At 71.4% G+C, this 23,042-nt stretch carries 24 protein-coding genes; 11 read left to right on the top strand and 13 right to left on the bottom strand.

Features of this window, described 5'->3' with window-relative positions; all coding sequences use genetic code 11:
* Positions 1-68: 68 nt before the first annotated feature.
* Positions 69-986: a 3-methyladenine DNA glycosylase gene (locus tag ATL41_RS12545; RefSeq protein ID WP_098459101.1), complete on the top strand. Its 918-nt coding sequence runs from the start codon at positions 69-71 to the stop codon at positions 984-986.
* Between the two features lie 18 nt (positions 987-1,004).
* Here ATL41_RS12545 and ATL41_RS12540 read toward each other — a convergent pair whose 3' ends face one another.
* From ATL41_RS12540 to ATL41_RS12520, 5 genes are all read right to left on the bottom strand, one after another.
* Positions 1,005-2,168, bottom strand: a complete 1,164-nt coding sequence (locus ATL41_RS12540) for an ABC transporter ATP-binding protein (RefSeq protein WP_169924566.1) — start codon at positions 2,166-2,168, stop codon at positions 1,005-1,007.
* On the bottom strand, positions 2,165-3,070 hold the full coding sequence (locus ATL41_RS12535; protein ID WP_098458771.1) for an ABC transporter permease: 906 nt from the start codon (positions 3,068-3,070) through the stop codon (positions 2,165-2,167). The genes ATL41_RS12540 and ATL41_RS12535 overlap by 4 nt, the downstream gene beginning before the upstream one ends.
* Positions 3,067-3,990: an ABC transporter permease gene (locus ATL41_RS12530; protein WP_098458770.1), complete on the bottom strand. Its 924-nt coding sequence runs from the start codon at positions 3,988-3,990 to the stop codon at positions 3,067-3,069. The genes ATL41_RS12535 and ATL41_RS12530 overlap by 4 nt, the downstream gene beginning before the upstream one ends.
* Complete coding sequence (locus ATL41_RS12525; RefSeq protein ID WP_098458769.1) at positions 3,990-5,138, bottom strand: ABC transporter substrate-binding protein; 1,149 nt, start codon at positions 5,136-5,138, stop codon at positions 3,990-3,992. The genes ATL41_RS12530 and ATL41_RS12525 overlap by 1 nt, the downstream gene beginning before the upstream one ends.
* A 130-nt stretch (positions 5,139-5,268) precedes the next feature.
* On the bottom strand, positions 5,269-5,799 hold the full coding sequence (locus tag ATL41_RS12520; protein WP_098458768.1) for a DUF488 domain-containing protein: 531 nt from the start codon (positions 5,797-5,799) through the stop codon (positions 5,269-5,271).
* A gap of 88 nt (positions 5,800-5,887) precedes the next feature.
* On the opposite strand from ATL41_RS12520, the gene ATL41_RS12515 reads away from it, so the two are divergent.
* Together ATL41_RS12515 and ATL41_RS12510 are read left to right on the top strand one after the other, a co-directional pair.
* Entirely contained in the window at positions 5,888-6,841 is a 954-nt protein-coding gene (locus ATL41_RS12515) for a hypothetical protein (RefSeq protein WP_098458767.1), read from the top strand.
* A 51-nt stretch (positions 6,842-6,892) separates the two neighbouring features.
* Complete coding sequence (locus ATL41_RS12510) at positions 6,893-9,511, top strand: DEAD/DEAH box helicase (RefSeq protein WP_098458766.1); 2,619 nt, start codon at positions 6,893-6,895, stop codon at positions 9,509-9,511.
* Between the two features lie 30 nt (positions 9,512-9,541).
* Here the strand turns inward: ATL41_RS12510 and ATL41_RS12505 are convergent, their stop codons facing one another.
* Entirely contained in the window at positions 9,542-10,159 is a 618-nt protein-coding gene (locus ATL41_RS12505; protein ID WP_098458765.1) for a GNAT family N-acetyltransferase, read from the bottom strand.
* A gap of 54 nt (positions 10,160-10,213) precedes the next feature.
* Between ATL41_RS12505 and ybaK the strand changes: the two genes are divergently transcribed.
* Positions 10,214-10,723 (top strand): Cys-tRNA(Pro) deacylase, encoded by a 510-nt coding sequence (gene ybaK / locus ATL41_RS12500; RefSeq protein ID WP_098458764.1) that lies wholly within the window; start codon positions 10,214-10,216, stop codon positions 10,721-10,723.
* 15 nt (positions 10,724-10,738) lie between these two features.
* On the opposite strand, the gene ATL41_RS12495 is transcribed toward ybaK, so the two are convergent.
* Entirely contained in the window at positions 10,739-11,125 is a 387-nt protein-coding gene (locus ATL41_RS12495) for a YccF domain-containing protein (RefSeq protein ID WP_098458763.1), read from the bottom strand.
* 26 nt (positions 11,126-11,151) lie between these two features.
* Entirely contained in the window at positions 11,152-12,603 is a 1,452-nt protein-coding gene (locus ATL41_RS12490) for a DUF2079 domain-containing protein (protein ID WP_169924565.1), read from the bottom strand.
* Between the two features lie 46 nt (positions 12,604-12,649).
* On the opposite strand from ATL41_RS12490, the gene ATL41_RS12485 reads away from it, so the two are divergent.
* From ATL41_RS12485 to ATL41_RS12470, 4 genes are all read left to right on the top strand, one after another.
* Complete coding sequence (locus tag ATL41_RS12485) at positions 12,650-13,375, top strand: YggS family pyridoxal phosphate-dependent enzyme (RefSeq protein ID WP_245854835.1); 726 nt, start codon at positions 12,650-12,652, stop codon at positions 13,373-13,375.
* 139 nt (positions 13,376-13,514) lie between these two features.
* Positions 13,515-13,721 carry a hypothetical protein gene (locus ATL41_RS12480; RefSeq protein WP_098458761.1) on the top strand — a complete coding sequence of 69 codons (207 nt, stop codon included), beginning with the start codon at positions 13,515-13,517 and terminating at the stop codon, positions 13,719-13,721.
* A complete protein-coding gene (locus tag ATL41_RS12475) occupies positions 13,721-13,912 on the top strand; it encodes a helix-turn-helix transcriptional regulator (RefSeq protein WP_098458760.1) in 192 nt (63 codons plus the stop codon). Before ATL41_RS12480 ends, ATL41_RS12475 begins: the two co-directional genes overlap by 1 nt.
* Positions 13,902-14,324 carry a hypothetical protein gene (locus ATL41_RS12470; protein WP_098458759.1) on the top strand — a complete coding sequence of 141 codons (423 nt, stop codon included), beginning with the start codon at positions 13,902-13,904 and terminating at the stop codon, positions 14,322-14,324. Before ATL41_RS12475 ends, ATL41_RS12470 begins: the two co-directional genes overlap by 11 nt.
* Positions 14,325-14,402: 78 nt before the next feature.
* On the opposite strand, the gene lplAB is transcribed toward ATL41_RS12470, so the two are convergent.
* Positions 14,403-15,470, bottom strand: a complete 1,068-nt coding sequence (lplAB, locus tag ATL41_RS12465; RefSeq protein WP_098459098.1) for a lipoate-protein ligase LplAB — start codon at positions 15,468-15,470, stop codon at positions 14,403-14,405.
* 65 nt (positions 15,471-15,535) lie between these two features.
* The gene (gene cimA, locus ATL41_RS12460; RefSeq protein WP_098458758.1) at positions 15,536-17,125 is read right to left on the bottom strand and encodes a citramalate synthase; all 1,590 of its coding nucleotides are present in this window, start codon (positions 17,123-17,125) and stop codon (positions 15,536-15,538) included.
* A 391-nt stretch (positions 17,126-17,516) separates the two neighbouring features.
* Here cimA and ATL41_RS12455 point away from each other — a divergent pair, with 391 nt between their 5' ends.
* Both ATL41_RS12455 and ATL41_RS12450 read left to right on the top strand, forming a co-directional pair.
* Positions 17,517-18,326, top strand: coding sequence for a hypothetical protein (locus tag ATL41_RS12455; RefSeq protein WP_098458757.1), 810 nt, complete (start codon positions 17,517-17,519; stop codon positions 18,324-18,326).
* A 120-nt stretch (positions 18,327-18,446) separates the two neighbouring features.
* The gene (locus ATL41_RS12450; protein ID WP_098458756.1) at positions 18,447-19,325 is read left to right on the top strand and encodes a hypothetical protein; all 879 of its coding nucleotides are present in this window, start codon (positions 18,447-18,449) and stop codon (positions 19,323-19,325) included.
* Positions 19,326-19,411: 86 nt separating this feature from the next.
* Here ATL41_RS12450 and ATL41_RS12445 read toward each other — a convergent pair whose 3' ends face one another.
* The 3 genes from ATL41_RS12445 to ATL41_RS12435 form a co-directional block, all read right to left on the bottom strand.
* A complete protein-coding gene (locus ATL41_RS12445; RefSeq protein WP_098458755.1) occupies positions 19,412-20,539 on the bottom strand; it encodes a branched-chain amino acid aminotransferase in 1,128 nt (375 codons plus the stop codon).
* 94 nt (positions 20,540-20,633) lie between these two features.
* Complete coding sequence (locus ATL41_RS12440; protein WP_098458754.1) at positions 20,634-21,677, bottom strand: 3-isopropylmalate dehydrogenase; 1,044 nt, start codon at positions 21,675-21,677, stop codon at positions 20,634-20,636.
* 83 nt (positions 21,678-21,760) lie between these two features.
* Positions 21,761-22,102 (bottom strand): nitroreductase/quinone reductase family protein, encoded by a 342-nt coding sequence (locus tag ATL41_RS12435; protein WP_098458753.1) that lies wholly within the window; start codon positions 22,100-22,102, stop codon positions 21,761-21,763.
* Here ATL41_RS12435 and ATL41_RS12430 point away from each other — a divergent pair.
* Positions 22,101-23,033, top strand: a complete 933-nt coding sequence (locus ATL41_RS12430) for an META domain-containing protein (protein ID WP_098458752.1) — start codon at positions 22,101-22,103, stop codon at positions 23,031-23,033. The two genes, ATL41_RS12435 and ATL41_RS12430, sit on opposite strands and share 2 nt — an antisense overlap.
* Positions 23,034-23,042: the final 9 nt, after the last annotated feature.

Below are 23,042 nucleotides of genomic sequence, written 5' to 3'. Positions count from 1 at the left end.
ACTGCCCGCGCCAACGGCCAGAGGCACGGCCGTCTTGCGGCGCTGTGCCCTAGCCTGGACGGATGAGCATGACCGCCCCGGACCGCACCACCGCGCGCCGCCGCCCCCTCGAGGCCGCGCAGTGGCGCGAGGCCCTGGCGACGCACGCCGGACGCGCCGACCAGCTCACCGCCGTCTTCCGGGAGCGCCGCGAGCACGGCGAGAAGCACGCGGTCGAGGACTTCCTGTTCACGTACTACGCAGCACGACCGGCGCGCCTTCGCCGCTGGCACCCAGGCGTCGGCGAGACGCTACTGCCGGGCTCGGCAGCCGACGACGTCACAGAGGTCCGCGAGCGCCTCACCTGGCGCTGGCACGCGCCCGACGGCGACGGCGTGACGCTCGACGTCGCGGCGTTCCTCGCCGATCGCGGCGACACGGTGCGCTACGTGCGCAACCTGCTCGCCCGCACCTCGAGCCGCCCCGCGAACGTCGGCTGCTTCGGCCTGCACGAGTGGGCGATGGTCTACCGCCAGGGTGACGCGACCCGGCACCCCCTCCCCCTGCGCCTCGGCGCCCGCGGCACCGACGAGGTCGTCGAGACCCACCCCGTGCGGTGCTCGCACTTCGACGCGTTCCGCTTCTTCACGCCCGAGGCAGCGCCGCTCAACCGGCTGCAGCCGACGCGTGAGAACCAGCCCGAGCTCGAGCAGCCCGGCTGCCTGCACGCCAACATGGACCTGTTCAAGTGGGCCGAGAAGCTCGGCCCCGCCGTACCGGGCACGCTCCTGCTCGACTGCTTCGAGCTGGCACGGGACGTGCGCTACCTCGACATGCAGGCCTCCCCGTACGACGTCTCGTCGTACGGCCTGCCTGCCGTCGCCATCGAGACGCCCGAGGGCAAGGCCGAGTACTCCGACCGCCAGCGCGGCTTCGCGGACCGCGCGAGCGCGCTGCGCGAACGTCTCGTCGCAGTGTGCAACGACGTGCTCAGCACCATCCGGTAGGCCGCCGCGCCCACCAGGTCAGCGCACGTCCACGCCGTCGGCTGCCGAGCGCTCGACGGCGAGCGCAGGCACCGTGTCGAACGTCAGACCGACCGCGTCGCCAGGGCGCAGCGAGGCGGCGTCGTCGACCCGGAGCTGCGCGACGACGTCGAGCCGCCCTGGGAGCGCGACCCGCACCTGGGCGTGCGTGCCCAGGAAGGTCACGTCCGCGACGCGCGCATCTCGGGAGTCCGCGGCACCGACACGCACGTGCTCAGGGCGCACGAGGAGCGTCACCTCGCCCTGTGCCGAGCCAGGCAGGAGCGGCACGGGCCCCCACCCTTCGACGAGCGCGATCCCGTCCGACGCGAGGGCACGCACGCGGTTCGTCGCGCCGATGAACGTCGCGACGAACTCGTCGCGCGGCCGCTGGTAGAGCCCTCGCGGCGTGTCGACCTGCACGACCGCGCCTGCGCGCATCACCGCGACCTGGTCGGCGACGACGAGAGCCTCCTCCTGGTCGTGCGTCACGAACAGCGTCGTGATGCCGGTCTGCGACTGGATGCGCCGGATCTCGTCACGCAGCGACACACGCACCTTGGCGTCGAGAGCGGACAACGGCTCGTCGAGCAGGAGCACAGAAGGCCGCACCGCGAGCGCGCGTGCCAGGGCGACGCGCTGCTGCTGCCCTCCCGAGAGCTGGTGGGCGTACCGGTCGCGGTGCGAGCCCAGCCCGACGAGCTCGAGGTGCTCGTCGACGATCGCGGCCCGCGCCCGGCGCGGGACGCCGCGCAGCTCGAGCGCGAAGGCGACGTTCTCGCCTGCCGTCATGTGCGGCATGAGGGAGAACGCCTGGAAGACCATCGCGTTGTCACGACGGTGCGCCGGGACGTGGGAGACGTCCCTGCCCGCGACCCGGACCGCGCCGGCGTCGAGGTCCTCGAGCCCGGCGAGCACGCGCAGGGCCGTCGTCTTGCCGCAGCCGCTCGGGCCGAGCAGCGCGACGAGCGTCCCGGCCGGGACCGTCAGGCTCATGCCGGCGAGAGCCTGGACGTCGCCGAGACGACGCCACAGGCCGTCGAGCACGACGTCGGACGCGTCGCCGTCACCTGCACGACGCCGAGCGGTAGCTGCGTCCAGCGCCTCGGGCCGAGGATCGGCGTCGGCGGAGGTGCGCATGGTCGGGGCGGGCTGGGTGATCATCGACGGGCTCCTCGAGGTTCGCGCCCGACGCCGGGCCGAGACGGCTCGGCGCTGCGCGGACGGGCGGTGCGGGCGGTGCGTGTGGCGAGCAGCTCGAGCGTGACGAGCAGCGCCGTCGTGCCGGTCAGGAGCACGAACGCCATCGCGGCGGCGACCTGGCTGTCGGACAGGTTCACCTGGAACAGGGCGGTCTGGAGGTTCTCGCGCGCGAGCAGCCGAGCGACCGTGAACTCCCCGAGCACGACGGCGACCGTCACGAACGACGAGGACACGATCGCCGGGCGGAGGTTCGGCACGACGACCCGCAGCAGGATCCGGGACCAGCCGCCGCCGAGCGTGCGGGCGGCCTCCGCGAGCGTGACGAGGTCGATCGCCCGCAGGCCCGCGTCGAGCGCCCGGAATGCGAACGGCAGGACGAGGATCACGTAGGCGAACGACAGCCAGACGGTAGACGAGCCGAGCGGCGTCCCTGCGATGAAGCGGTACACGGGCGCGAGGCCGACGACGAGCACGACGGCGGGGATGGACAGCGGCAGCAGGCACACGAGCTCGAGCGTGCGAGCCGCCCGGGGCGCACGCAGCCGCACCCACACCATGGTCGGCAGCAGTAGGCCGAGCATGATCGCGACCGTCAGCGCGCACATGACCAGCGAGCTCGTCAGGCCGGACCACAGCGGCGCAAGCGACTGGTACTCGGTCGTGCGGCCCGCGACGATCTTCCGCCATGCCGAGAGGTCGACGGCTCCTGTGAGCGGGAACCGCACGGAGTACTCGAGCAGCGCGACGACCGGGACGAGCATCGCGACCGTCCCGACGCTGAGGACGGTGCGGCGCAGCACGGCCTGACGTCGCCTGGCACGGCCAGCGTGCGAGGTGCCACCTGTGAGCGTGGGGGCGGTCATCGTGCGTCTTTCGTCCAGCGGGCGGCTCGGCGCAGCAGGAGGGCGTGCGCGCCCATGACCAGGGCGACGACCACGACCATGCCGAGCGCGAGCACCTGGGCGTACGAGTCCATGCCCGTGTTGTTCTCGTTGCGGATCGCCGACTCGATCGCCATCGGCACGAGGACCGTCTGCTGCGAGATCAGGGCAGCCGCGGTCGCGAACGCCGAGAACGCGTTAGCGAACAGCAGCAGGAACGCCCCGAGGACCTGGGGCAGGAGGATCGGCCCGGCGACGCGGCGCCAGAACTGCGCGGTGGTCCCGCCCATGACGGCGGTCGCCTCGCGCCACTGCGGGCGCAGCCGGTCGAGCGCCGGCAGGAAGACGATGATCATGAGCGGCACCTGGAAGTAGGCGTACACGACGACGAGGCCTGTCATGCTCGACAGCAGGTCGGGCGGGACCTGTAGTCCGAGCTGCTCGTACACGAGCCGCGTCACCATGCCGTTGGTGCCGAGCGTCGCGATGAACGCGAACGCGAGCATCACCCCGCCGAACTGCGCGAGGACCGAGGAGAAGCCCGTGAGCACCTTCCGCGGGACGCTCGTGACCGGCGCCGTGGACAGCGCGTAGGCGAGCACCCCGCCGACGACGGTACCGATCGCCGCCGTGACGGCGGACAGCCACGTGGAGGTCCAGAACACCTGCGCGGTGCGGGCCGTCGCAGCGTCCCGCAGCCCGTCGAGCGTGAGCGCGCCGTCGGCTCCTCGGAAGGCGCCGTCGACCACGATGAGCGTCGGCAGCAGCAGGAACACGGCCGTGTACCCGAAGAAGGGGGCGAGGCCCGCTCCCGCTCGCAGCCGGGCGACGGCCCGGCCGCGAGCGGGAGCTGCGGGGCGCGCGGTGTGCGCGCGCCCGACGGGCACGGTGGCAGTCACCATCAGGAGACCGTGGATTCCCAGCTCTGCGCGAGGACGGCGTTGGCCTTCTCGGCCTGCTCGATCGTCGGCGTCTGCGGAGTACCGGACACCTCGGGGAGCGAGCCGGCCGCGGCCGCGTCGAGAGTTCCGTCAGCCTCGAGCGCGTCGAACAGCACGGGGCGGGCGCCCCCGGCGAGCCACAGGTTCTGGGCCTCAGGCGAGAACAGGTACTCCTGCCACAGGCGTGCGGCCGCCGGGTGCGGCGCGTCCTTGTTGATGGCCTGGTTGTAGAACGATGCGATCTCGCCGCCCTCGGGGACGAACACCTTCCACTCGACGCCCTTCTCGGCGAGGCGCGCCTGCGTCGAGAGCTGGTTGTAGGACCAATCCATGACGACGCCGTGCTCGCCTGCGTCGACGGTGCCGGCCGTCACGTCCTTGACGTTGAGCGTGCCCGCCTCGGCGAGGCTCGCGAAGAAGTCGAGCCCCGGCTGCAGGTCGTCGAACGTGCCGCCCTTCGCAGCATTGGCCATGAGGAAGCCGTTGAACGCGGCCCCCGCCTCTGCAGGCTTGCCGTTGAGCGCGACCGCTCCGCGGAACTTCTCGTCGGTCAGCTGGTCGAGCGAGGTGATCTCGCCGTACTTCGTCGCGTTGTAGCCGACGCTCATGATGCCGGTGTAGTCGTTGACCCACAGGCCCGAGGCGTCCTTGTTCTCGGCGGGGATCTTCTCCCACGCCTCGACCTTGTAGGGCGCGAAGTAGGCGGTCGACTCGAGTGCGACGTTCGTACCCAAGTCGAAGACGTCAGGCGCCTGGTCGGTGCCCTTGTTCGCCTCGGCAGCCGCGATCTCCTCCTTTGAGGAGGCGTCCGGGAGGATCGAGTTGACCGTGATCCCGTACTTCTTCTGGAAGCCGGCCTTGACGGCGCCGTAGTTGGCCCAGTCGTCCGGGAGCGCGATCACGTTGATCTGCCCCTCGGCCTTCGCTGCCGCGACGAGTGCGTCGAGGCCGCCGAGGTCGGCGGCGGTCTGGGCGGTCGCGGCCTTCGACGCGCCACCTGACGCGGACGTGGCAGGGCTGTCTGCAGCGGCGCCGGTGCCGCACGCGGCGAGGGCGAGAGTCATCGTGGCGGCGAGAGCGGTGGCCGTCCAGCGGCTGTGCACTGACATGGGATCGTCGTCCTTCAAGGCTCGGGAGGGGTCCGTCCGGACCGTCACCGAGACCTTGACCTGGGCAGATGTCTGCAGATCGTCTGCGGGGCGTCCCCCGGATGAACCGGTCGGGACATCCTGGCTCCGCTCAGGCAGGCCCGTCCCAGACGACCCCGCCGCGGTCGAGCCGTGCGCCTTCCGCAGGGACGTGGTCGACGAGGCGGCCGTCGTGCATCAGGTGGCGCACCTCCACCCCGCGGGCGAGCACGGCGACGTCCGAGATGACGCGCCGGTGGCAGCGCCACCAGACCGACTCGCTGCACATGATCACGACCGTGCGCGCGGCCGCGTCGTCAAGCAGCTCGGTGAGCGCCTCGCCGAACTCGGGAGTGCGCGTCCAGGCGGAGTAGGCGCGGAACGCCTCGACACGCCACCACGTGTCGCGCCGCTCCTCCCCCGGCGGGATGCGGCGGCGACCGCCGAGGCGCTCGTCCCACCGATACGACACCCCTTCGTCGGGAAGCCACGCCGGCAGCACGTCCCGCGCCACGTCGAGGCTGCGTCGCGAACCCGGGAAGCGCCGGACGTCGACGAGCCCGGCCACACCGGCCGCACGAAGCAGCTCGCCGAGCCCCGCCCGGTCGAGCGTGCCGTGGCCGACCGTCAAGAGCTGCACCATGCGTCCTTGCTAGCACCGTCCGGCAGGCCCCGCGACCTGGTGGTCTGCTCAGGCATGATGGTGCCTTCGTCCCGACCCCGGAGGACAGATGAGCACTCACGCCACCACCCGTTCCCCGTCCGACGACGACGCCCGGATCCCTGATCACTCGACGATCGAGCTGCGCGTGCGGCCACGTCCTGACGGCCCGGTGCGCATCGACGAGGTCGTCGACGTCCTGCGCGGGGGACGTGTCGTCGCGGCCGTCGTCGACGGCTCCGCCAGCGGGGACGGCTGCGTGGTCGCGGTGCTCGCCGCCGGGGAGGACGAGCGAGTCCTGATCAGCTCGGCTGGGGACCTGCAGCCGGGCCCGGCGTTCGAGGACGTCGCGCGCCAGGTCCGGTGGTATGACCGTCGGCGCCTCGCCCCGGTCACTGGCCAGGTGGGCGTGGGCCCGCGCACGACGTCGGTCCTCGACGATCCCGCGGGCACGCCCGCGTCACGTCTCGCCGCCGAGCTGGGCAGCACCGGGTACCGGGACGTCCCCGAGACGGGACGCGTCGATGCTGCCAGCCGCGCGGCGCTCGAGAGCCTGCCGCTCGTCCCCGAGACTCTCCTCGCCGACGCCGCTGCCGCCCTCGGTATTCCGGCGGGGCTCGCCGAGCTGGTCGAGGACGTGGACCAGGAGCCGTCTGCGGCGCCGGGCCGCTGGCTCACCGCGCCGGGTGCGGAGCAGGTCGAGCCCGAGAGCAGCGCGGGCGGTGCGATCTCGCGCGGCATCTACGCGATCCTGACCGAGGAACCGCAGGGCGACGGCAGGTACGCGCGCTACCGCAGGTGGCTGTGGCACCGTCCGGGTGTGCTCGTCGCCGTTTCCGCGGCGGAGGCTGCGGTCGGCGCCGCGCTGTGCGTCGCGGCAGCGTCCGGCGTCTCGATCGGCGGCGTCGTGTGGCCGCTGTGGGCGGCCGGCGCGCTCGTGCTGCTCGACGCCGTCCCCGACCTCGCCAACGGCGTCCTCCTGCTGCGTCTGCGGGCGAAGGCGCGTCCGCGCCCGGCGGCCTGACCGGGGACCCGTGAGCGCGAGGGTGCTCATGCCTGAGACGATGGAGCCACGATGAGCATCCACACCGCGAGCCTGACCGCTGCCCTCCCCGACTCGACCGACGCTGACGACCTGTTCGAGGCGTTCGAGGAGTGGACGGCCGGACGAGGGCTCGCGCTGTACCCGGCGCAGTCCGAGGCGCTCATGGAGCTTGTCTCGGGATCGCACGTGATCCTGTCGACGCCGACCGGGTCGGGCAAGTCGCTCGTCGCGATGGGCGCGCACTTCGCGGCCCTCGCCGCGTTCCGCGCGGGCACGGGCGGGCGGACCTACTACACGGCGCCGCTCAAGGCGCTCGTGAGCGAGAAGTTCTTCGCGCTCGTCGACGTGTTCGGCTCCGAGAACGTCGGCATGATGACGGGCGACTCTGCGGTGAACCCGGAGGCGCCGATCATCTGCTGCACGGCGGAGATCCTCGCGAACATCGCGCTGCGCGACGGCGGCACGCGCTCCGGCCAGGACGCGATCTCCCAGGTCGTCATGGACGAGTTCCACTTCTACGCCGACCCGCAGCGCGGCTGGGCGTGGCAGGTGCCGCTCCTCGAGCTGCCCGACACCCAGTTCCTGCTGATGAGCGCGACGCTCGGTGACACGTCGTTCTTCGTCGAGGACATCGAGAAGCGCACGCGTCGTCCGGTCGCGCTCGTCACGGGTGCCGAGCGTCCCGTGCCGCTCAGCTTCGAGTACGTCGTCGAGCCGCTCGGCGACGTCATCGAGGAGCTCGTGCAGACCCACCGCGCGCCCGTCTACATCGTGCACTTCACGCAGAAGGACGCCGTCGACCGAGCGCAGGCCCTGCTCTCCATGAATGTCGCGACGCGCGCGGAGCGCGACGCGATCGCCACGGAGCTCGGAGACTTCCGGTTCTCGTCCGGCTTCGGCCGGGTGCTCAGCAAGTTCTTGCGTGCCGGCATCGGCGTGCACCACGCGGGAATGCTGCCGAAGTACCGCCGCGTCGTCGAGCGCCTCACGCAGCAGGGCCTGCTCAAGGTCGTGTGCGGGACGGACACGCTCGGCGTCGGCATCAACGTGCCGATCCGCACCGTGCTTTTCACCTCCCTCGTGAAGTACGACGGCGAGCGCATGCGCCACCTCACGGCGCGCGAGTTCCACCAGATCGCCGGGCGTGCCGGGCGTGCCGGCTTCGACACCGTCGGCGACGTGCTGGTCATGGCGCCCGAGCACGTCATCGAGAACCGCAAGCTGCTCGCCAAGGCGGGCGACGACCCGAAGAAGCTCAAGAAGATCGTCCGCAAGAAGGCCCCGGAAGGGTCGGTCAACTGGACCGACAAGACGTTCGAGCGCTTGCGCGACGCCGATCCGGAGCCGCTCACGAGCCACTTCACGGTCAACCACGCGATGGTCCTCAACGTGCTGGCCCGCGCCGAGCGGGACGACGACGGGACCGCCGCGATCACGGCGATGCGCCACCTGCTCACCGCCAACCACGACGCGGAGGCAGCGAAGGCGCGGCACGTGCGCCAGGTGTTCCGCATCTACCGTTCCCTGCGGCAGGCGGGCATCGTCGAGAAGTCCCGCGTGACGGGGCCCGATGGCGTCACGCGCCCGACGGTGCGCCTCACGGTCGACCTGCCGCGGGACTTTGCGCTCAACCAGCCGCTGTCTCCGTTCGCGCTCGCCGCTCAGGAGCTGCTCGACGTCGACTCCCCGACTCACGCGCTCGACGTCGTCTCGATCGTCGAGGCGACGCTCTCGGACCCGCGGCAGGTACTGTACGCGCAGGAGCGGGCGGCCCGGGGCGAGGCGATCGGCGCGCTCAAGGCAGAGGGCTACGAGTACGAGGAGCGGATGGCGATGCTCGAGGAGGTCTCGTGGCCCAAGCCGCTCGAGGACCTGCTCGTGCCCGCGTTCGCGGCGTACAAGAAGGGCAACCCGTGGGTCGCGGACCAGGAGCTGAGCCCGAAGTCGGTCGTGCGGGACATGATCGAGCGGGCGCAGACGTTCTCGGAGTTCGTGTCGCGCTACCAGCTGGACCGCACCGAGGGCGTGCTCCTGCGCTACCTCGCTGACGCGTACCGCACGCTGCGGCAGACGGTCGCCGCCGAGCACCGCACCGAGGAGGTCGAGGAGCTCGTCGAGTGGCTCGGCGAGGTCGTGCACGGCACGGACTCGAGCCTGCTCGACGAGTGGGAGCGGCTCGCCAACCCGGTCGACGACGACGCGGACACGCTCACCGGCGATGGCCCCCTCTCGGGCACCGGCGCGGAGGCGCCCGCGCGTCCCGTCACGGGCAACGTCCGCTCGTTCCGCGTGCTCGTCCGCAACGCCATGTTCCGCCGCGTCGAGCTGGCGTCGCGCGAGGCGTACTCGACGCTCGGCGCGCTCGACGCCGCAGCCGGCTGGGACGCCGACGCGTGGGCGGACGCGCTCGACCCGATGTTCGAGGAGTACGGCGACGACGCGATCGGCATCACCGGCGCGGCACGGTCGCCGAAGCTCGTGGAGATCACCGAGCAGGTCGACGGAGACCCGCGCCGCTGGGCTGTCCGGCAGGTCCTCGACGACCCGGACGGCGACCGGGCGTGGCACATCCGCGCCGTCGTCGACCTCGACGCGTCGGACGAAGCCGGTGAGGTCGTGCTCCAGGTGACCGAGGTGGGCACGCTCTGACGGTGCACGCCCGCGCATGCGTCGCTGGGATCAGGCCGACTGGCCCGAGCCGTCGTCCCACGGGCCTCGTGGCCCGGCCGGGTCGTCGCGGTGCCGCGTCGCGACCCACGCGTCGGTCGTCTCGCCGCGGTGGTCGAGCCATGCGTGCATCGTGCCGCCGAACGTGAAGCCGCTCTTCCAGGCGACACGGCGCGAGCCGACGTTGCCGACGTTCGCGTACCAGACGAGGACACGCAGGCCGAGCGTGTCGAACGCGTAGCGCATCAGCAGGTCGACGGCGGTCGTCATGACACCGCGCCCGCGGACGTCGGGGTGCGCGCCGAACGCGATCTCGCCGCGCCCCGGGCCGGCGTCGCGCAGCGAGACCGTGCCGGAGAAGCGGCGCACGCCGTCGGGGTGCGTCGTCTCGATCGCGAACGCGTGCTCGCTCCCCGACTCCCAACCGCCCGGGACGACCTGCCCGAGCCAGCCCTTCGCCATCTCGAGGTCGTACGGGTGCGGCACGGTGGTCCACCGGACCGAGACGGGGTCCGTGCACTGCACGACGGCGTCCGGTGCGTCCTCCGCGCGGTGCACGCGGAGCGTCACGTCCCCGGCGGTGAGGGTCGGGACGTCGTCGGGGAATCGGGGGGTTCCAGGCAGCGGCATCTCGCCATGAAACCACGTCCGGCACCGGAGCCTCGAACGGTTATCGTCGGCCGCATGGCGAAGAAGTCGGCCGCGGCGCGCGGCGGGACCCCGGCGATCGCGGCCCTCGAGGCGGCGGGGATCGCGCACACGGTGCACGTCTACGAGCACGACCCGCGCAGCGACCTCGGCTACGGGCTCGAGGCGGCGAACGCGATCGGCGTCGACCCTGCGCGGGTCTTCAAGACGCTCCTCGCGGTGGCCGACGGCGCGCTCGTCGTCGGCGTCGTCCCCGTCTCGGGGCAGCTCAACCTCAAGGCGCTCGCGCACGCGGTCGGCGCGAAGAAGGCCGTCATGGCTGAACCCGCTGCGGCAGAGCGCGCGACGGGCTACGTCGTCGGCGGGATCTCCCCGCTCGGGCAGCGGCAGAAGCTGCGCACGGTCGTCGACGAGAGCGCGCTGGAGCACGAGACGGTGCTCGTCTCGGGCGGCCGACGCGGGCTCGACCTCAGCCTCGCGCCCGGCGACCTCGTCACGCTGACGGGCGCCGCCGTGGCGCCGATAGGCCAGGAGGCGCGCCGTTAGGCCTGCCGCGCCAGCTCAGAACCCGGCGCGGCCCGTCGGCACGATGTCCTTGCCGAGCGGGACGAGCGACACGGGGATCAGCTTGAAGCAGGCGATGCCCATCGGGATGCCGATGATCGTCAGGCACAGCGTGATGCCGGTGACGAGATGCTCGAGCGCGAGCCACCACCCGGCGACGACGAACCAGATCACGTTCCCGATCGTCGCGCCCACACGTACGCCCGGCTTGGGCACGACCGTCCGGCCGAACGGCCACAGGACATAGGTGGCGATACGGAACGAGGCGATGCCGAACGGGATCGTGACGATCAGCAGGCAGCAGATCACCCCGGCGACGAGGTAGCCGACCGCGAGCCAGAAGCCCGCGAAGACGAGCCAGACGACATTGAGGATCGTGCGCACGAGTGTCCTCTCGATGGGAACGGGAGCTAGGAGGTGCGGCGGGCGACGAGGTAGCCACCGTCGTCGAACACCGTCTCGTACGTGTGGCCCGGATACAGCAGCTCGGCGTACGCGGCCGCGTCGGTCGGCGCGTCCGCGCCCCAACCGTAGTCGGTGCGGATCGCGACGTAGTCGGTCGCGGGGTTGCCCTCCGTGCCCACCCAGTACGCCCGGTGCTCGGTCGCGAGCCGCACGATCAGGCCGAGGTCCGTCGTCACGGACGCGCCCGCCGGGATCGAGTCGAGGGCTGCCTGGCCGGCGGCCGCGTGCTCCGGCACCTCGTAGGTCTTCGGGTCCGCGAGGTCGCCGAACGGGAAGGAGGGCACGAGCGCGGCGCTCACGAGCACCATGACCGCCGGCGCGGCGCGGCCGTACCCGCGCAGGGCGCGGGACCGCGACGCGCGCAACCGCTCGCAGCCGTCGATCGCCGCGACGAACACGATCGGCATGAGGATGAGCGAGTAGTGCCAGGTCGGGCCCCAGTAGAACTCGGTCGAGCCGGCGTACCGCCACACCATCGTGGGCACGATCATCAGCAGGAGCGGCGAGCGCAGCGCGACGAGTCCCGAGATCGCGACGATCAGCAGGAGCGTCGTGATCTTCTGCCCCGGCACGAAGAAGTGCGTGGCGATCCGCCACATGCCCGCGAGGAGCGAGCCCGCCGTCGCGGCCGTCTCGCCGCCGTCCTCGCCGAGCTTGCCCCAGTAGTCGTAGCGGTGGTGGGGGTTGAACAGCGGGATGACCACGCCGAGGACGAGCGCCATGCCGCCGAGCCCGATCGCGACCATCTGCCACGCGCGCCGCCGCTCGCCCCAGAGCCACAGCACCGCCCCGAAGCCGGCGACCGTCAGGCCCATGTCCTCCTTGACGAGCAGCAGCAGGCCGATCCAGACGCACGCGGGCGTCCACCGCTTCTCGAGCGCGGCCTTGAGGCCGAACGCGAGGATCGGCGCGGCGAACGCGTACTCGTGGAACTGCACGTCGATCGCGGACTGCACGCCCCACGAGGACGCGTAGGCGGCACCGAGGGCCAGCCCGGGCACGGCCCCGAGCCGACGGCGCGCGAGCACCGTCACCGGCACGACCGAGATCGCGACGAGCACGCACTGGGCGACGAGCAGCGTCACAGGCGACGGGAACACCCGGTAGAACGGCGCGACGAGCGCGATGATCGGCGAGAAGTGGTCGCCGAGCTGGTTGAACTCGTGGCCCTTGATGTCGACGATCGGCCAACCCGGACGGGACCACCCGCGGATGCCCTGCTCGAAGATCGCGTTGTCCCAGCTCGGGGTGTCCCAGCGGAACCACCGCGCGAGGCTGAGCGTCAGGTAGGCGCCGAGCGCGACGACCGCGAGCGCGACCGCTGGCCACGCGGCGGGGCGCGCGGACGGTTCATCGACGCCCTCGGTGCCCTGGGCGCGCGCTGCCGTCTGTGTCATGGGCCCCATCATGGCGCATGCGCCCGCGCGACTATCATGGAGCATCATGAGCACCGAAGCGATCTCCGCCGCGATCGCGCAGGTCACGGCCCGCATCGAGGCAGCGTGCACGGCCGCTGGGCGCGACCCGCAGGAGGTCACCCTCGTCGTCGCGACGAAGACGGTGCCGCTCGACCGGACGATCGACGCGGTCCGCGCCGGCGCCGTGCTCCTGGGCGAGAGCCGGGTCCAGGACATCGCCGCCAAGGCCGGGACGCTCACTGCCCTTCCCGAGCGGCCGCGCGTGCACATGATCGGTCGGCTGCAGTCCAACAAGATCAACGCCCTGCTGCGCGCGGGCGACGTCGTCACGTGCGTCGAGACCGTCGACTCCCACGCGCTCGCGGAGGCGCTCGGGTCCCGCGCCGCGGCGGCAGGGCGCACGATCGACGTCCTCGTGCAGGTCAACGTCTCCGGCGAGGAGACCAAGGCCGGCGCGGCACCCGACGACGCGGTCGCGCTCGCGACGGCCGTCGCCGTCGTGCCGGGGCTACGCCTGCGCGGCCTCATGACGATCGGCCTCAACTCCCCCGACGCAGACCGTGTCCGCGCGGGCTACGCGCTGCTGCGCGAGCTGCGCGACGCCCTGCTCGCGTCCCGCGCCCCCGGCACCTCGCAGGCGACGGAGCTGAGCATGGGCATGAGCGGCGACCTCGAGCTCGCGATCGCCGAGGGCGCGACGATCGTGCGCGTCGGGACGGCGATCCTCGGGGCTCGGCCGGCTGGGGGCTGACACCTCGGCCCGCGAGGCCAGCGCAGCCGACCCCCTCCTGCCTGGGTCCGTGCAGCACATCGTGTCAAGGATGCTTGACAAGCCCCGCAACGTCAAGCATCCTTGACACATCAAGCGTCCTTGACACCGGAGGTCCCCGATGAACCGCAAGCACCTCGCCCTCGCTGCGCCCCTGCTCTTCGGGGCGCTGTGCCTCGTCCGCCAGATCGAGGCCGGCACCCTGCTGACCGCCCCCACCATCGCGGGCATCGTCACGGGCGTCACGGCCGGCATCGTCGCCCTCCTCCTGGGCCGTCGCCGCGAGGCGCGCACCCAGCCCGTGGCAAGGGCTACCGAGGGCGCCTGATGCGCAACGACGTCCGCGCGCTCCGCGAGGCAGAAGGGCTCTCCCAAGCAGCCCTCGGCGCCGAGCTCGGCGTCTCCCGGCAGACCGTCAACTCGATCGAGACCGGGAAGTACGACCCCTCACTCCCCCTCGCCTTCGCCATCGCCCGTCGCTTCGGCACCACCATCGAGGAGATCTTCCATGTCGACTGACAAGCGCAACCTCGTCCTGAAGGCGAGCGCCGGCCTGATCTCGGGCGCCGCCGTCCTCGTCCCGCTCGTGATCGTCCTGAACCGGTACGGCCCCGGCGACATGGGCCGCGGTGCCGCCGTCGGTGGCGGCCTCGCGCTCGCCGGCTTCGCCGTCGCGGCGTGGCGCGCCATGCGCCGCCCCGGGTCGACGACGTCGCTCGACCGCGCCTTCACCCGCACGGGCGACGAGCGTGACGACGCCGTCCTCACGGCTGCGCTCGCCGTCGTCGGCATGGTGTCGCTGCCCGCTGCCGCCATCGCGACGGCCACCGTCGCCGTCGGCGCCCCCGCGCTCCCGACGCTCGTGATCCTGCTCTACGCGCTCCTCGCCGTCGCGATCGTCTCGTACGTCGTCCAGTCCCGACGACACTGACTCCGTCGATCAGACGACGAAGCGGCGGTCGCGCGCACCGCGCACGCCCGCCGCTTCGTCAGTCGCCGCGAGAGCGCGTCACGGAACGCGCGCGGTCCACTCCTGGGTCGCGAACTTCGTCTCGACGAGCTCCTCGGCGCGGGCGCGCTCAGCGTCCGTCACCGTTCCGTCGACCGCGTCGTAGCGCGACCGGAAGTGCGCCTTGAACGCCTCGATCACGTCGGCGCGCGACATACCTGACTGCGAGCGCAGCGGGTCGACCCGCTTGTTCGCGCTCTTCGTGCCCTTGTCGCTCATCTTCTCGCGGCCGATGCGCAGCACCTCGAGCATCTTGTCCGCGTCGATGTCATAGGCCATCGTCACGTGGTGCAGCACGGCACCGCCGACGAGGCGCTTCTGCGCCGCGCCCGCGATCTTGCCTGCGGGCGACGCGATGTCGTTGAGCGGCTGGTACGTCGCCTTGATACCGAGCTCGCCGAGCGCTCCGAGCACCCAGTCGTCCAGGAACGCGTACGACTGCTCGAAGCTCAGGCCCTCGACGAGAGAGCCCGGGACGGTGAGCGAGTACGTGATCGTGTTGCCGGGCTCGATGAACATCGCGCCACCGCCCGAGATCCGGCGGACGACCGTGATGCCGTGCTTCTCCGCGCCCTCCGGGTCGACCTCGTTCTTGAGGGACTGGAACGAGCCGATCACGACGGCCGGGGCGCCCCACTCCCAGATGCGCAGCGTGGGCCGACGCTCGCCGGCGTCGACCGCCTCCGCGAGAGCCTGGTCGAGCGCCATGTGCATCGCGGGCGACTGCGCGGGCTCGTGCACGATCTCGAACGTGTGGTCGTGCCACCCGGTCGCGTGGCCCAGCGCGCGACGCACGGCGATCGCGACAGCCTCGGCGGTGAAGCCGATCATCGTCACGTCGTCACCGAGAGCGCCCTCGATCGCGCTCGCGAGCTGCGTCACGCCGGCGGTGACCGGCATCCCGAGCAGCGCGGCGTCGATGTCTTCGAGCGCCGTGTCGGGCTCGAGGAAGAAATCGCCCGAGATCGCGACGTGCGTCAGCCGCGCGGGACCTGCCTCACCTTCGCCGGTCGTCTCGACGTCGACCGCGACGAGCTTGCCACCTGGGACCTTGTATTCGCCTCTCACGGTCACCAAGCCTATGCCCGCCCAGGCGGACGGCCACCGTGTCGTCGGTCACGGGCACAAGCCCCTCAGCGCGGGCTGACGCCAGCCTTGAGCAGGCCGAAGATCGCCGAGTCCGTGAGGGCCTCCCACGACGCCTCGAGCAGGTTCGGGCCGACGCCGACGGTCGACCAGGACTGCTCCCCGTCGGTCGTCTCGATGAGGACGCGCGTGATGGCGTCGGTGCCGTGCGTCTGGTCCAGGATGCGCACCTTGAAGTCGATCAGCTCGAACTTCTCGATCTCGGGGTAGACACGACCGAGCGCCTGACGCAGCGCCTGGTCGAGCGCGTTCACCGGACCGTTTCCTTCGCCCGTCGAGACGATGCGCTCCCCTCCGGCACGGAGCTTGACGGTCGCCTCGGACGCGGTCTCGGAGCCGCGGCTGCCGGTGCGCTCGACGATCGAGCGCCACGACTCGACCGTGAAGTACGCGGGACGCTCGCCGGTGACCTCCTCGCGGAGGATGAGCTCGAACGACGCGTCCGCCGCGTCGTACGTGTAGCCGTTCGCCTCGGCGTCCTTGATGCGGTTGGTCACGCGGGACAGCACGTCGCCCTGGCCCGCGAGGTCGAAGCCGAGCTCACGCCCCTTGAGCTCGATCGACGCGCGCCCGGCCATGTCGGAGATGAGCATGCGCATGTCGTTGCCGACGGCTCGCGGGTCGATGTGCTGGTAGAGGTCCGGGTCGACCTTGATCGCGCTCGCATGCAGGCCCGCCTTGTGGGCGAAGGCGCTCGCCCCGACGTACGGCTGGCGCGCGTACGGGGAGATGTTCGTGAGCTCGGAGATCGCGTGCGCGATGCGGCTCGCCTCGGCGAGGCCGCGCCCGGCGAGCAGGGCCCGCCCGTGCTTGAGCTCGAGGTTCGCGACGACCGTGATGAGATCGGCGTTGCCCGTGCGCTCGCCGTAGCCGTTGACCGTGCCCTGGACGTGGCTCGCGCCCGCCTCGACGGCCGCGAGGGAGTTCGCGACGGCGCAGCCCGTGTCGTTGTGGGCGTGCACGCCGAGCAGCCGGTCCGGCCCGACGGCGTCTCGCACCTCCGCGACGATGTCGCCGACCCAGCCGGGGAGCATCCCGCCGTTCGTGTCGCACAGCGCGACGACCTCGGCGCCCGCGTCGAAGGCGGCCTCGACGGCTGCGAGCGACGCTGCTCGATCGAAGCGGTAGCCGTCGAAGAAGTGCTCGGCGTCGACGAAGACGCGGCGTCCCTCGCCCGCGAGGAAGCGGACCGTGTCCGCGATCATCGCGAGGTTCTCCTCGGCGGTGGTGCGCAGGGCGCGCTCCACGTGCCGGACGTCGGACTTGGCGACGAGGGTGACGACCGGGGCCTGCGAGTCGAGCAGCGCGCGGACCTGCGGATCCTCCTCGACCTTGACGCCGACCTTGCGCGTCGCGCCGAAGGCGGCGAGGACGGCGTTCTTGAGCGTGAGCTCCGAGCGCGCGCGCGCGAAGAACTCCGTGTCCTTCGGGACGGCGCCGGGCCAGCCGCCCTCGATGAAGCCGACGCCCAGCTCGTCGAGCAGGGGCGCGATCGCGAGCTTGTCCGTGACGGACAGGTTCATGCCTTCCTGCTGCGCGCCGTCGCGCAGGGTGGTGTCGTACACGTGGAAGCTCATCGGTCGCTCTCTTCACATCGAGACCGGTGCCGCGCGAGGCACCGACCGCGGTTCAACAAAAAAACCCCCCGGGGACGGAGGGTCAGCGCGTTCGGCAGAGGTGGTGCCGGACGCACTAGTCGATAATCACGGTGAGGTCGATCACACGGCCATGATGCCACACGCAGGGGCGCGTTCCACACCCCGGCCGCATCACGGACGCGCGCCGGGCGGCCGCGCAGGTCTTGAATCCTGAGACCTGAGCACGAGTTCGGAACCCGCTGCCCGTTTTGCCGGTTCTCGACGCGCGCATCGTGCCCCAGGTCACTATCTTCACCCTGGGGCAGGGGCTGCTCCTGCCACGCACGACAACGCCGCGGAGCCAGGGGCTCCGCTGAACGACAGGGACAGGATGAAGACACTCACTAGACGCGCCCTTGCGCTCGGGACCACGCTCGCGCTCGCCGCAGGCACCACCCTCGTGACCACCGCACCCGCGCAGGCAGCCTCCACCGGCACGCACGCGGTGAGGATCGCGAGCAACCCGGGCAAGGTCACGACCTCCTCGACATACGGCGGCAAGACGTTCAAGATCATCGCGACGCTGTCGGGCCCGGCGAGCGACGGCGGTTACACCGACAAGACCGGCGACGGCATCGGCCTGTGGTACTCCACGCAGTACCCGGACGTGCAGCTCGTGCACTCGCGCGAGGCCTCGCCCTCCAAGCCCTACATCGCCAACTGGGACCGGCCCTCGAGCCCCGTCCCTGGTTCGAAGCTGACCGCGACGATCCGGGTCACGGCGGCGACGTCCCCCGGCGTCTACAAGATCACGTTCCCGGTCAAGCAGTTCGCCAAGGTCGGCACCGAGTACGTGGAGTCCGTCAAGACCGCCACCGCGAAGTTCACCGTCACCGCGAACAAGAAGGTCTCCCTCTCCGAGACCGGTCTCGCGTCGTCCTCCTGGCGCGCGGGCGCGACGGCGAAGCTCACGCTCCGCGCTCCCGAGTACCAGCAGGGCGCGAAGGCGACCCTCTACGTGAAGAAGAAGGGCAAGAAGAAGTACGTCAAGCACTCGACCAAGAAGCTCCGCGAGGACGGCTACCGCTCGTCCGCGAAGTTCAAGGTCAAGAACCTGCGCAAGGGCGACAAGCTCTACTTCAAGATCGCGAAGGCGAAGTACGCCCCGGCGTACAAGTCCAAGGTCGCGAAGGTCAGATGACGATCTTCACCACGAGATGACCGAGCGCCCGGGTCCGTCCGCGCGGACGGGCCCGGGCGCGTCCGCGCGCGGGCCCACCAGACCCGTGCGATCCGCACGAACCAGGGGAACAAGAACACCATGAACCTCCGCACGAAGAGCGCCGCCGCCGTGCTGTCGGCCTGCGTCGCGCTCGGCCTCGCCACCGCCGCCCCCGCGTCGGCCGCGAGCGACAAGAGCGCCACCGGGACCGAGACGTCCGCCGAGGGCCTGCGCACGAAGGTCCGCGTCACGACGAAGGACGTCAAGATCAAGAAGGGTAAGTTCACGACCAAGGACTGGATGGTCATCGCGGTGGACGTCCCGGAGCCGTACCGCCACTCCGACGGCAGCGTCGTGGCGTCGGAGTGGACCGTGACCATCACGCCGCGCTACACGGCCACGTCGACGTGCGCGAAGGGCGGCACCCTGCCCGGCGGCCTGGAGCGTATCTCCGGGGACCTGAAGCTCACGTTGCCCGCGCTCAAGAGCCGCGGCCTCGAGAAGAAGTCCTCGCTCATGTACCTGTACCACGGCGCCGGCCGGTGCACCTTCGACATCACCGTCTACGTGACCAGGGACGGCGACTACACGCAGGGCATCCCCGCGTACTACGACACGGTCAAGGTCAGCGGCGTGACCGTCGACAACGTCGCCCCGTCGAAGTCGACGATCTCGTCGCCCACGAAGGTCAAGAAGAACAAGTCGTTCACCGTCTCCGGCAAGGCAACCTTCCAGAACCCGAAGGACCGCTTCAAGGCCGTCTCCGTGAAGAAGGGCGCCAGGGTCCAGGTCCAGTTCCGCAAGAACGGCAAGGGTCCCTGGAAGACGATCAAGACCACGAAGGTCGGCAGCAAGGGCGTGTGGAAGGCGAAGGTGAAGCTCCCCGCGAAGGGCAAGATCCGCGCCGTCGTCAGCCAGACGAAGACGAGCCAGGCGGCGACCACCAAGGCCCGCAGCATCAGCGTGACCAAGAAGTAGCCACGGCTCTCCGCCGCTGACGACAGAGCGCCCGGGTCCGTCCGTGAGGACGGGCCCGGGCGCTTCGTCTGTGCTCTGCTCGCCGGTCAGGCGAGGCGGTACATCCAGCCGTGCGTGTCGGGACGCTTGCCGTTCTGGATGTCGGTCAGCTCCCCGCGCACCGACATCGTCAGCTCGCCCGAGGCGCCGTCACCGACCGTGAGGTCGAAGCCCTCGCCCGCGAGGCGGCCGATCGGGGTCAGGACTGCCGCGGTGCCGCACGCGAACAGCTCGACGATCGAGCCGTCCTCGAGGCCCTGACGGACCTCAGCGAGCGTGATCGTGCGCTCCTGGACGTCGTAGCCGCGAGCGGTCACGAGCTCGAGGATCGAGCCGCGCGTCACCCCTTCGAGGATCGACCCCGTCAGCGCGGGCGTCGACACCGTGCGGTCTGCACCCACGACGAAGAGGTTCATGCCACCGAGCTCCTCGAACGCGGTGTTGGTTGACGCGTCGAGGAAGGCGACCTGGTCGCAGCCCTTGTCCGCCGCCTCCTGCTGCGGCAGGAGGCTCGCGGCGTAGTTGCCGCCGCACTTCGCGGCGCCCGTGCCGCCGGCACCGGCGCGGTGGAAGTCCTGGGCGACCCAGATCGAGACCGGGTTGACGCCCTTCGAGAAGTACGGGCCCGTCGGCGACGCGATCACGAGGTACTCGACCGCCTGCGAGGCGCGCACCCCGAGGAAGACCTCCGAGGCGTACATGAACGGGCGCAGGTACAGGCTCATCTCCTCACCCGACGGCACCCAGTCGAGGTCCGTGCGGACGAGCGCCTCGAGCGACCCGAGGAAGTCCTCGGTCGAGAGCTGCGGAAGAGCGAGCCGGTGAGCCGACGCGGCGAAGCGTGCAGCGTTCTTCTCCGGTCGGAACGTCCAGACCGAACCGTCTGCGTGACGGTACGCCTTGAGGCCCTCGAAGACCTCCTGGCCGTAGTGCAGGACGGCGGCCGCGGGGTCGAGCTGCAGCGGGCCGTACTTCTCGACGCGCCGGTCGCTCCACCCACCCTCGGCGGTCCACGAGATGCGGGCCATGTGGTCCGTGAAGACCGTGCCGAACTTCGGCGCGGCGAGGAGCGCCTCGCGCTGCTCGACGGGCGTCGGCGCGTCGGTGGGACGGACGTCGAATGCCGCCGCGGCGTCGGAGAGCGGTGCGGTGGTGGTGGTGCTGGTGTTGCTCATCGTTATGGCCTTTCACCCGGCGGGCACGCACGGCGCGCAGCCCGCCACAACGGACGTTACCTGGTGAAGACGGCCGAGGGCACTGCCCGAAGGGTCAGTCGGCCACGCGCTGCGCGAGGTCGGTGCCGATCTCGGCCGTCGACCGTACTCGTCCGGCCCGCTCGGCCAGGTCGGCCGCGACGGCCGCCTCGACCTTCGCCGACTCGGCGTCGTAGCCCAGGTGGGCGAGCAGCATCGCGACCGAGAGGACCGTGGCGGTCGGGTCCGCCTTGCCCTGCCCTGCGATGTCGGGCGCCGAGCCGTGGACCGGCTCGAACATGGAGGGGGCGGTGCGGTCCGGGTTGATGTTCGCGGACGCTGCGAGCCCGATGCCGCCGGTAATGGCCGCGGCCTGGTCGGTGAGGATGTCGCCGAAGAGGTTGTCCGTGACGATCACGTCGAAGCGCGACGGGTTGGTCGTCAGGAAGATGGTGGCGGCGTCGACGTGGAGGTAGTCCGTCGTGACCTCGGGGAACTCGGCGTTGACGGCCTCGACCGTGCGGCGCCACAGGTGGCCCGCGTGCACGAGGACGTTGTGCTTGTGCACGAGCGTGAGGTGCTTGCGGGGACGCGCCTGCGCCCGGGCGAAGGCGTCGCGGACGACGCGCTCGACGCCGAACGCGGTGTTCACGGAGACCTCGTTCGCGACCTCGTGCGGCGTACCGGTGCGGATCGAGCCGCCGTTGCCGACGTACGGACCCTCGGTGCCCTCGCGGACGACGACGAAGTCGATCTCGCCCGGGTTGGCGAGCGGGGACTGCACGCCCGGGTAGAGCTTGCCGGGGCGGAGGTTGACGTAGTGGTCCAGGCTGAAGCGCAGCTTGAGCAGGAGCCCGCGCTCGAGCACGCCCGACGGGACGGTCGGGTCGCCGATGGCCCCGAGCAGGATCGCGTCGTGCGTGCGGATCGCGGCGAGGTCCTCGTCGGTGAGGGTCTCCCCGGTCGCGTGCCAGCGCTTGGCACCAAGGTTGAAGGCGGTCTGGTCGACCTTCACGTCGGAGGAGGCGAGGGCCGCCTCGAGGACCTTGAGGCCCTGCTCGACGACCTCGATACCGATGCCGTCCCCAGCGACGACTGCGAGATTGATGTTGCGCGTCATGCACGCATGCTACGCCGCCGGAGTGCAACGACGGACGGCCGTCTCACCAAAATATGAGACGGATCGTCCTGAGGTCCGGATGGTCAGACGCTGACGGGCTCGAGCACGAACACAGGGATCAGCCGCTCCGTGCGCGTCGCGTAGTCGGCGTAGGGCGGGAACGCCTCGACCGCGCGCTGCCACCACAGCTCGCGCTCCTCCCCCTCGACCGCGCGCGCGACCATGTCCTGGCGGACCGGTCCGTCCCGCAGCTCCACCAAGGGGTGCGCAACGACGTTGTGGTACCAGACCGGGTGCTTGGGAGCGCCGCCGTCGGACGCCACGACGGCGTACGCGCCGTCGTGCTCGACCCGCATGAGCGGGATCTTTCGCAGCGCGCACCTGTCCGCGCAAGAACGCCACCTCTCGAGACAGAGAAGAGACATGCCCCGCTATGCTCCTCGCCCGGCCCGCCGCACGCCACGCCTCGTGCCGGCGGTCTCCCTGCTCGTGCTCCTCGGCGCCTGCGCGGACCCGTCGACGCTCCCCGGCTCGGGGCCGGGCTCGAGCTCGCCCGCACCGTCCGGCTCGGACCTCTCCGTCGCGGCCCGGCTCGTCGGCTCGTGGACCGTGCAGGACTCGACGTCGTCGCACGACGGCGCCGTCCTCCAGTTCAACGGGACGTACGGGACTGTCTGGCGTGAGTGCGGCACCGCCGACTACGCGGTCATCGTCGGCCCGAGCGGCTCCGTCCGCGCCCACCTGCAGGGCGGCGCTGGCGAGTGCGACCTCGACGAGGGGGTGCCTTGGCTCGCGGCGGCGGCGCGCGTCGTCCCCGAGGCGGACTCGATGCTCGTCGAGGACGCCGCAGGCACACGCCTCGCCACCCTCCGCCCGGGTGGGGAGCCTATGAAGCACGACGACATCGACCCGTCGCTCGCCGCAGACCCCGAGCTCACCGACGAGCTCGAGGCGATGCTCTCGGCCCGTGTCATGGACCTGCCCGACGGTCTCCGCCCCGCGACCATCTCGCAGGTGACCGCGGGACGCTGGTACCCGGACCGGCACGCACCCTCGGCTCCGGAAGGCTCGTGGCTCGAGCTCGACGCGGACGGCACCTGGTCCGGCAGCGACGGCTGCAACGGCCAGGGCAGCGTGTGGCTGCTCGAGGCGAGCGGTTGGTTCCGCACCGGCTCGTGGGCGCAGACGGCGATCGGCTGCTCCGGCGTCGACGTCGGGGGCGCGCTGTCCGAGGGGGTCGCGCTCGCCGTCGACGAGGAGGGCGCGCTCGTCGCGCTCGACGAGACGGGTACCCCCGCCGCACGCTTCGTCCGCGACCTCGCGGACTCGGTGCCCGACGCGACGCTCGAGCTCTAGCCGCCCGGG

The sequence above is a fragment of the Flavimobilis soli genome (assembly GCF_002564025.1).
Classification (GTDB): domain Bacteria; phylum Actinomycetota; class Actinomycetes; order Actinomycetales; family Cellulomonadaceae; genus Flavimobilis; species Flavimobilis soli.
The sequence above is the reverse complement of the archived record's forward strand: the minus strand, read 5'-3'. Positions and strand labels throughout refer to the sequence as shown.

Coding starts and splice junctions, on each gene's coding strand:
- ATL41_RS12430 (WP_098458752.1), top strand. CDS start 22,101: ATGCCCCGCTATGCTCCTCGCCCGGCCCGCCGCACGCCACGCCTCGTG.
- ATL41_RS12450 (WP_098458756.1), top strand. CDS start 18,447: ATGAACCTCCGCACGAAGAGCGCCGCCGCCGTGCTGTCGGCCTGCGTC.
- ATL41_RS12545 (WP_098459101.1), top strand. CDS start 69: ATGACCGCCCCGGACCGCACCACCGCGCGCCGCCGCCCCCTCGAGGCC.
- ATL41_RS12440 (WP_098458754.1), bottom strand. CDS start 21,677: ATGACGCGCAACATCAATCTCGCAGTCGTCGCTGGGGACGGCATCGGT.
- ATL41_RS12485 (WP_245854835.1), top strand. CDS start 12,650: ATGAGCACCGAAGCGATCTCCGCCGCGATCGCGCAGGTCACGGCCCGC.
- cimA (WP_098458758.1), bottom strand. CDS start 17,125: ATGAGCTTCCACGTGTACGACACCACCCTGCGCGACGGCGCGCAGCAG.
- ATL41_RS12520 (WP_098458768.1), bottom strand. CDS start 5,799: ATGGTGCAGCTCTTGACGGTCGGCCACGGCACGCTCGACCGGGCGGGG.
- ATL41_RS12435 (WP_098458753.1), bottom strand. CDS start 22,102: ATGTCTCTTCTCTGTCTCGAGAGGTGGCGTTCTTGCGCGGACAGGTGC.
- ATL41_RS12510 (WP_098458766.1), top strand. CDS start 6,893: ATGAGCATCCACACCGCGAGCCTGACCGCTGCCCTCCCCGACTCGACC.
- ATL41_RS12515 (WP_098458767.1), top strand. CDS start 5,888: ATGAGCACTCACGCCACCACCCGTTCCCCGTCCGACGACGACGCCCGG.
- ATL41_RS12455 (WP_098458757.1), top strand. CDS start 17,517: ATGAAGACACTCACTAGACGCGCCCTTGCGCTCGGGACCACGCTCGCG.
- ATL41_RS12490 (WP_169924565.1), bottom strand. CDS start 12,603: ATGACACAGACGGCAGCGCGCGCCCAGGGCACCGAGGGCGTCGATGAA.
- ybaK (WP_098458764.1), top strand. CDS start 10,214: ATGGCGAAGAAGTCGGCCGCGGCGCGCGGCGGGACCCCGGCGATCGCG.
- ATL41_RS12530 (WP_098458770.1), bottom strand. CDS start 3,990: ATGGTGACTGCCACCGTGCCCGTCGGGCGCGCGCACACCGCGCGCCCC.
- ATL41_RS12535 (WP_098458771.1), bottom strand. CDS start 3,070: ATGACCGCCCCCACGCTCACAGGTGGCACCTCGCACGCTGGCCGTGCC.
- ATL41_RS12475 (WP_098458760.1), top strand. CDS start 13,721: ATGCGCAACGACGTCCGCGCGCTCCGCGAGGCAGAAGGGCTCTCCCAA.
- ATL41_RS12525 (WP_098458769.1), bottom strand. CDS start 5,138: ATGTCAGTGCACAGCCGCTGGACGGCCACCGCTCTCGCCGCCACGATG.
- ATL41_RS12540 (WP_169924566.1), bottom strand. CDS start 2,168: ATGATCACCCAGCCCGCCCCGACCATGCGCACCTCCGCCGACGCCGAT.
- ATL41_RS12505 (WP_098458765.1), bottom strand. CDS start 10,159: ATGCCGCTGCCTGGAACCCCCCGATTCCCCGACGACGTCCCGACCCTC.
- ATL41_RS12480 (WP_098458761.1), top strand. CDS start 13,515: ATGAACCGCAAGCACCTCGCCCTCGCTGCGCCCCTGCTCTTCGGGGCG.
- ATL41_RS12445 (WP_098458755.1), bottom strand. CDS start 20,539: ATGAGCAACACCAGCACCACCACCACCGCACCGCTCTCCGACGCCGCG.
- ATL41_RS12470 (WP_098458759.1), top strand. CDS start 13,902: ATGTCGACTGACAAGCGCAACCTCGTCCTGAAGGCGAGCGCCGGCCTG.